The organism is Variovorax sp. RTB1, from assembly GCF_035018765.1.
In the GTDB taxonomy this organism is placed as follows: domain Bacteria; phylum Pseudomonadota; class Gammaproteobacteria; order Burkholderiales; family Burkholderiaceae_C; genus Variovorax.
The window spans coordinates 291,947-298,210 of the sequence record NZ_JASJXG010000001.1 but is presented as its reverse complement, the minus strand read 5'-3'; the positions used below and the strand labels follow the sequence as shown (position 1 = coordinate 298,210).

The window sequence follows — 6,264 nt, the reverse complement described above, 5'->3', positions numbered from 1 at the left end:
TCGGCCAGTTTCATGATGGCTTCTTCACCCAGCGGACCCTTGTCGCCTTCGAGGGCGAGCTTGGCGGAGCCGTGAATGATGGGGGTGGCGTCGCCTGGGAAATCGTATTTGTCCAGGAGTTCGCGCACTTCCATTTCGACGAGTTCGAGCAGCTCGGCGTCGTCGACCATGTCGCACTTGTTCAGGAAGACGATGATGTAGCCGACACCGACCTGACGGGCCAGGAGGATGTGCTCGCGGGTCTGGGGCATGGGGCCGTCAGCAGCGGAGCAGACCAGGATGGCGCCGTCCATCTGCGCAGCACCGGTGATCATGTTCTTCACATAGTCAGCGTGGCCGGGGCAGTCGACGTGGGCGTAGTGGCGGTTGGCCGTTTCGTACTCGACGTGGGCGGTGTTGATGGTGATGCCGCGGGCCTTTTCTTCAGGCGCCGCGTCGATCTGGTCGTATGCCTTGGCTTCGCCGCCAAATTTAGCGGACAGCACGGTGGCCAGGGCCGCCGTCAACGTGGTCTTGCCGTGGTCGACGTGACCGATGGTGCCCACGTTCACGTGGGGCTTGGTACGGGCGAATTTTCCTTTTGCCATTTTTCAATCCTTGAAAGAGCAGGCCCGTGTGAGGTTTAACGTCTGCACCATGTTGCTGAATCTCTCGCCACGGGCAACGAGAGGCACACAGTCGCAGACAAATCGATGAATTACCTGGAGATCACTTGGCGCGGGCAGCGACGATTGCTTCGGCCACATTGCGCGGAGCTTCAGCGTAGTGCTTGAACTCCATCGTGTACGTGGCGCGGCCTTGCGACATCGAACGCAGCGTCGTCGAGTAGCCGAACATTTCCGACAAAGGCACTTCAGCCTTGATCGTCTTCCCGCCACCCATCATGTCTTCCATGCCTTGAACCATACCGCGACGCGATGACAGATCACCCATCACGTTGCCGGCGTAGTCTTCAGGCGTTTCGACTTCCACGGCCATCATCGGCTCGAGGATGACCGGCTGGGCCTTGCGAGCGCCTTCCTTGAAACCGAAGATCGCAGCCATCTTGAATGCCATTTCGTTCGAGTCCACATCATGGTAGGAGCCGAAGTGCAGCGTGACCTTGACGTCGACGACCGGATAGCCGGCCAGCACGCCTTGGGTCAGCGCTTCGACAACACCCTTTTCCACTGCTGGAATGTATTCGCGCGGCACGACACCGCCCTTGATCGCATCGACGAATTCGAAGCCCTTGCCCGCTTCTTGCGGCTCGATCTTGAGCACGACATGGCCGTATTGGCCCTTGCCGCCGGACTGGCGCACGAACTTGCCTTCGGCATCTTCGACGGTCTTGCGGATCGTCTCGCGGTAAGCAACTTGCGGCTTGCCGACGTTAGCTTCCACGCCGAACTCGCGGCGCATGCGGTCAACGATGATTTCCAGGTGCAACTCGCCCATGCCGGCAATGATCGTCTGACCCGATTCTTCGTCCGTCTTCACACGGAACGAAGGGTCTTCCTGGGCCAGACGTTGCAAGGCGATACCCATCTTTTCCTGGTCCACCTTGGTCTTCGGCTCGACGGCCTGCGAGATCACGGATTCCGGAAAAATCATGCGCTCGAGCGTCAGGATCGCATTCGGATCGCACAGGGTTTCGCCCGTGGTCACCTCCTTCAGGCCGATGCACGCGGCAATGTCGCCGGCGCGAATTTCGCTCACTTCGACGCGGTTGTTGGCGTGCATCTGCACGATCCGGCCAATGCGCTCCTTCTTGCCCCGAATCGGGTTGTAAACGCTGTCACCCTTGGTCAGTACGCCCGAATAAACGCGCACGAAGGTCAGCTGGCCCACGAATGGATCCGTCATCAGCTTGAATGCGAGCGCCGAGAACTTTTCGCTGTCGTCGGCTTTGCGCGTTGTCGGCACTTCGTCTTCGTCCATGCCCTTGACCGGGGGAATGTCGGTCGGCGCAGGCATGTATTCGACGACGGCGTCGAGCATGGCTTGGACGCCCTTGTTCTTGAACGCGGAGCCGCACAGCATCGGCTGGATCTCGCCCGCGATCGTGCGCTGGCGAATGCCGGCCTTGATTTCGACTTCGGTCAATTCCTCGCCTTCGAGGTACTTGTTCATCAGCTCTTCGCTCGACTCGGCGGCCGCTTCGACGAGCTTTTCGCGGTATTCCTTACAGACTTCAGCGAGGTTTTCAGGAATCTCGCTGTACGTGAACGTCACGCCCTTGTCGTCATCCCAGATGATGGCCTTCATTTTGACGAGGTCGACGATGCCCTGAAAGCGCTCTTCGGCACCGATGGGGATCTGGATCACGACCGGGTTGGCCTTCAGTCGGTCGACCATCATCTGGCGCACGCGGAGAAAGTCGGCGCCGGTGCGGTCCATCTTGTTGACGAACGCAAGGCGCGGAACCTTGTACTTGTTGGCTTGACGCCAGACAGTTTCCGACTGGGGTTGCACGCCGCCGACCGCGTCGTACACCATGACAGCACCGTCTAGCACGCGCATCGAGCGCTCGACTTCAATCGTGAAGTCGACGTGACCGGGGGTGTCGATGATGTTGATGCGGTGTTCTTCAAAAGTACCCGCCATGCCCTTCCAGAAGCAGGTGGTGGCAGCCGAGGTGATCGTGATGCCGCGCTCTTGCTCCTGCTCCATCCAGTCCATCGTCGCAGCGCCGTCGTGCACTTCGCCGATTTTGTGATTGACGCCCGTGTAGAACAGGATGCGCTCGGTCGTGGTGGTTTTGCCAGCGTCGATGTGCGCAGAGATACCGATATTGCGGTAGCGCTCGATGGGGGTCTTGCGTGCCATGAAAAATTACTCCGTTAACGGATGAAAGCCCGCCCACCAAGCGGTGGGTCGGGCTTCCAGCCAGTCTGATTTGAGGGGACCGTTTAGAAGCGGAAGTGGCTGAAAGCCTTGTTGGCTTCGGCCATGCGGTGCACTTCGTCGCGCTTCTTCATCGCGCCGCCACGGCCTTCCGTCGCTTCCATGAGTTCGTTGGCCAAACGAAGGGCCATCGACTTTTCGCCGCGCTTGCGTGCGGCTTCCTTGATCCAGCGCATCGACAGCGCCAGACGACGGACCGGGCGAACTTCGACCGGCACCTGATAGTTCGCACCGCCCACGCGGCGCGACTTCACTTCAACCATCGGCTTCACGTTGTTGATGGCCATGGTGAAAGCTTCGACCGGATCTTTGCCCGGGTTCTTCTTTTCAATTTGCTCGAGGGCACCATAAATGATGCGCTCGGCGATCGCTTTTTTGCCGCCTTCCATGATCACGTTCATGAATTTGGACAGCTCGACGTTGCCGAACTTTGGGTCCGGCAGGATTTCACGTTTGGGGACTTCGCGACGACGTGGCATGTTACTAACCTCTTTGCTTCAGTTGGCACCGTTTCCAGCGCCGCGAGAGCCAACAATAACTCTCACTTACTCGGCCCAGAATCGGGCCACTTCGTTCGATGCACCCGCCAAGGCACGTCGAACACCGTTTTTTAACGCAGAAGGCTTAAGCCTTCTTGGGGCGCTTAGCGCCGTACTTGGAACGCGACTGCTTGCGGTCTTTCACGCCTTGCAAGTCGAGCGAACCGCGCACGATGTGATAACGCACGCCCGGCAAGTCTTTGACACGACCGCCGCGAACCAGCACGACGCTGTGTTCCTGCAAGTTGTGGCCTTCGCCGCCGATGTACGAGATGACCTCGAAGCCATTCGTCAGGCGCACTTTGGCAACCTTACGCAATGCCGAGTTCGGCTTTTTGGGGGTCGTGGTGTAGACCCGGGTGCAGACACCGCGACGTTGCGGCGAGTTCTGCATGGCAGGGCTTTTCGAATTGATCTTTTCGACCGTTCGACCCTGACGCACCAGTTGATTGATGGTTGGCATGAATGAGTTAGTCCCAAAACGGCATCCCCGGCGAATTCCTCGTCGTGACGCGAGGGACCTGAGATGCAAAAACGTGAAACCCTTCGAAATAGCGCCGAGCGCCGTCGAAGGCACCTCGGGAATTTCCGAAAAGCCCACGAGTATAGCAGCCCAGCCGCCGCCAACCAACTCTCTCGCTTACTTGATCCAGAGCCGTACAGCGTCCCAGGCGCGGCCGAGGATGCCGGCTTGCTCCACCGGCTCCAGTGCAACCAGTGGAATGTCGGCCACCGACTGGTCGCCGAGCGTGACCTTCAGCGATCCGACCGCCTGGAACTTGGTAATCGGCGCCACCAGCGGGTCAGGCCGGGCGAGTTGCGACTTGATTTTACTGGCCGAGCCCGATGGCACAGCCACCACGATGGCTTCAGGCCGGCCAAGCTTGAGGGTGTTGACCCTGCCCTTCCAGATGGCGGGCGTGGCAACCGGCTGATCCGCATCGAAAAGCAGCACGTCGTCATAGGCGGTGTAGCCCCAGTTCAGCAGCTTTTGCGATTCGTTGGCGCGCGCGGTTTCGCTCGACGCACCGAGGATGATCGACAGCAGCCTGCGACCGCCCGGCAGGTTCGGAAAGTCGCGGTTGGCGGTGGCGATCATGCAAAACCCCGCGGTGTCGGTATGCCCGGTTTTCAGGCCGTCGATCGTCGGATCGCGAAACAACAGCACGTTGCGATTGGTGTCGTTGGTCGATGGAGTGCCAGGGTAGCGGTACTTCTTGATCGCGTAGTACTTTGTTTCTTCGGGAAAGTCGTGGATCAATCGCGTGGCCAGAATGCTCAAGTCGCGCGCCGTCGTGATGTGACCCGGTGCCGGCAATCCTTCGGGATTCTTGTACGTCGTGTTTTTCATGCCGAGCACCTTGGCCTGCTCGTTCATCAATTCAACGAAATGCTCGAGCGTGCCGCCGACGCCTTCAGCAAGCACGTTGGTCGCGTCATTGGCCGACTGAACAATCATTCCTTTGATCAGGTCGTCGACCGGCACCTGCATTTTCGGGTCGATAAACATCCTCGAACCCGGCATTTTCGAGGCATGGAGCGACACCGGCACGGTCTGCGCAAGCGTGATCTTCTTTGCGCGCAGCGCGTCGAACACCAGATACGCCGACATCAACTTGGTAAGCGAAGCGGGCTCGACCGGCATGTCGATGTCTTTTTGGGCTAGCAACTGATTTGCCGTGACATCGAGCAGCAAATAACTGCGCGCGGCGACTTCCGGCGGCGCCGGAACCTGCGCGGTCGCGATCAGGCTGAACGATGCGACAGCCGCCAGCATCAGCGCGCGAAACGCGATGAAGAAACGATTCATTGGGGGGTTGGAAAAAGACGAGAAACTAATCCACGCGCAGGTGGCGGGCGACAAGCTGCTTGAGCAACGGCAATTGTCCGTGAAAGAAATGACCGCCCCCGGGAACTACCGTGACAGGAAGTGACTGCGGGCGCGCCCAGTCCAGCACGGCTGCCAGCGGAACGGTGTCGTCCTGTTCTCCGTGCACGACCAGCGTGCGTTCGTGCGCCGCCTCCGGCAACGGTCCCGGTGGCACCCGTGCAACGCTCGCACCAACCAGTGCCACGCGCTGAATATCGCGCACCTCCCACAGCGCACTCAGCGCATTCATCGCCACAAAGGCGCCGAACGAAAAGCCCGCGATGGCCAGCGCCCCATGCGGTGCGACTTGCTCGATCACGGCACGCATATCGTCTGCCTCGCCACGTCCTTCGTCATGCACGCCTTCGCTGGCGCCGACGCCGCGAAAATTGAATCGGACTGCCGTCCAGCCCGACGCGATGAAGGCGCGGGCCAGTGTCTGCACGACCTTGTTGTCCATAGTGCCGCCGAAGAGCGGATGCGGATGCGCAATGACCACTACACCGCGCGCCTGCGTGCCCGCCGCGGCGGCGTCGCGCTCCGCCTCAATCGCGCCCGCGCCGCCGTGCAAGCTGAGCTTTTCGGTTTGCGAATTCACGGCTCAACGGCCCACGTCAGGCGGGAGCAACAGGCGATCGACGACCCGGCCATTCTTGAGATGCGAATCGACGATCTCGTCGATGTCTTCGTTGTCGACAAATGTGTACCAGACCGCCTCGGGATACACGACCGCCACCGGGCCGCCGGCACAACGGTCGAGGCAGCCCGACTTGTTCACGCGCACTTTGCCAACACCGGACAACCCGGCCTCCTTGACCTTCGCCTTGCAGCGATCAAAGCCTTGTTGGGCATCGTGCGTGGCGCACGAGTCCTCTCCGTTCTTGCGTTCGTTGAGGCAGAAGAAGATGTGGCGCTCGTAGTAGCCGCCAACAGCGGGTGGCGTAGATGAAAAACTGGACATCTGCAGAT

7 protein-coding genes are annotated in these 6,264 nt (G+C 60.0%); all 7 read right to left on the bottom strand.

Annotated elements, in window-relative coordinates; genetic code table 11:
• On the bottom strand, window positions 1-587 hold a 587-nt coding region (locus QN397_RS01375), incomplete at its 3' end, for a GTP-binding protein (RefSeq protein ID WP_323499880.1).
• Between the two features lie 121 nt (window positions 588-708).
• On the bottom strand, window positions 709-2,808 hold the full coding sequence (gene fusA / locus QN397_RS01370) for an elongation factor G (RefSeq protein ID WP_187053975.1): 2,100 nt from the start codon (window positions 2,806-2,808) through the stop codon (window positions 709-711).
• Between the two features lie 83 nt (window positions 2,809-2,891).
• The gene (gene rpsG, locus QN397_RS01365) at window positions 2,892-3,365 is read right to left on the bottom strand and encodes a 30S ribosomal protein S7 (protein ID WP_068630557.1); all 474 of its coding nucleotides are present in this window, start codon (window positions 3,363-3,365) and stop codon (window positions 2,892-2,894) included.
• 145 nt (window positions 3,366-3,510) lie between these two features.
• Window positions 3,511-3,888, bottom strand: coding sequence for a 30S ribosomal protein S12 (gene rpsL, locus QN397_RS01360; RefSeq protein WP_013543948.1), 378 nt, complete (start codon window positions 3,886-3,888; stop codon window positions 3,511-3,513).
• 177 nt (window positions 3,889-4,065) lie between these two features.
• A complete protein-coding gene (locus QN397_RS01355) occupies window positions 4,066-5,235 on the bottom strand; it encodes a D-alanyl-D-alanine carboxypeptidase family protein (protein WP_323499879.1) in 1,170 nt (389 codons plus the stop codon).
• Between the two features lie 25 nt (window positions 5,236-5,260).
• Window positions 5,261-5,893 carry an alpha/beta hydrolase gene (locus QN397_RS01350; RefSeq protein ID WP_323499878.1) on the bottom strand — a complete coding sequence of 211 codons (633 nt, stop codon included), beginning with the start codon at window positions 5,891-5,893 and terminating at the stop codon, window positions 5,261-5,263.
• A 3-nt stretch (window positions 5,894-5,896) separates the two neighbouring features.
• Entirely contained in the window at window positions 5,897-6,256 is a 360-nt protein-coding gene (locus tag QN397_RS01345) for a (2Fe-2S) ferredoxin domain-containing protein (protein ID WP_323499877.1), read from the bottom strand.
• Window positions 6,257-6,264 lie beyond the last annotated feature (8 nt).

Bases quoted from the DNA above. Each gene is read 5' to 3' on its own strand.
- fusA (WP_187053975.1), bottom strand. From the start codon at position 2,808: ATGGCACGCAAGACCCCCATCGAGCGCTACCGCAATATCGGTATCTCT.
- rpsG (WP_068630557.1), bottom strand. From the start codon at position 3,365: ATGCCACGTCGTCGCGAAGTCCCCAAACGTGAAATCCTGCCGGACCCA.
- rpsL (WP_013543948.1), bottom strand. From the start codon at position 3,888: ATGCCAACCATCAATCAACTGGTGCGTCAGGGTCGAACGGTCGAAAAG.
- QN397_RS01355 (WP_323499879.1), bottom strand. From the start codon at position 5,235: ATGAATCGTTTCTTCATCGCGTTTCGCGCGCTGATGCTGGCGGCTGTC.
- QN397_RS01345 (WP_323499877.1), bottom strand. From the start codon at position 6,256: ATGTCCAGTTTTTCATCTACGCCACCCGCTGTTGGCGGCTACTACGAG.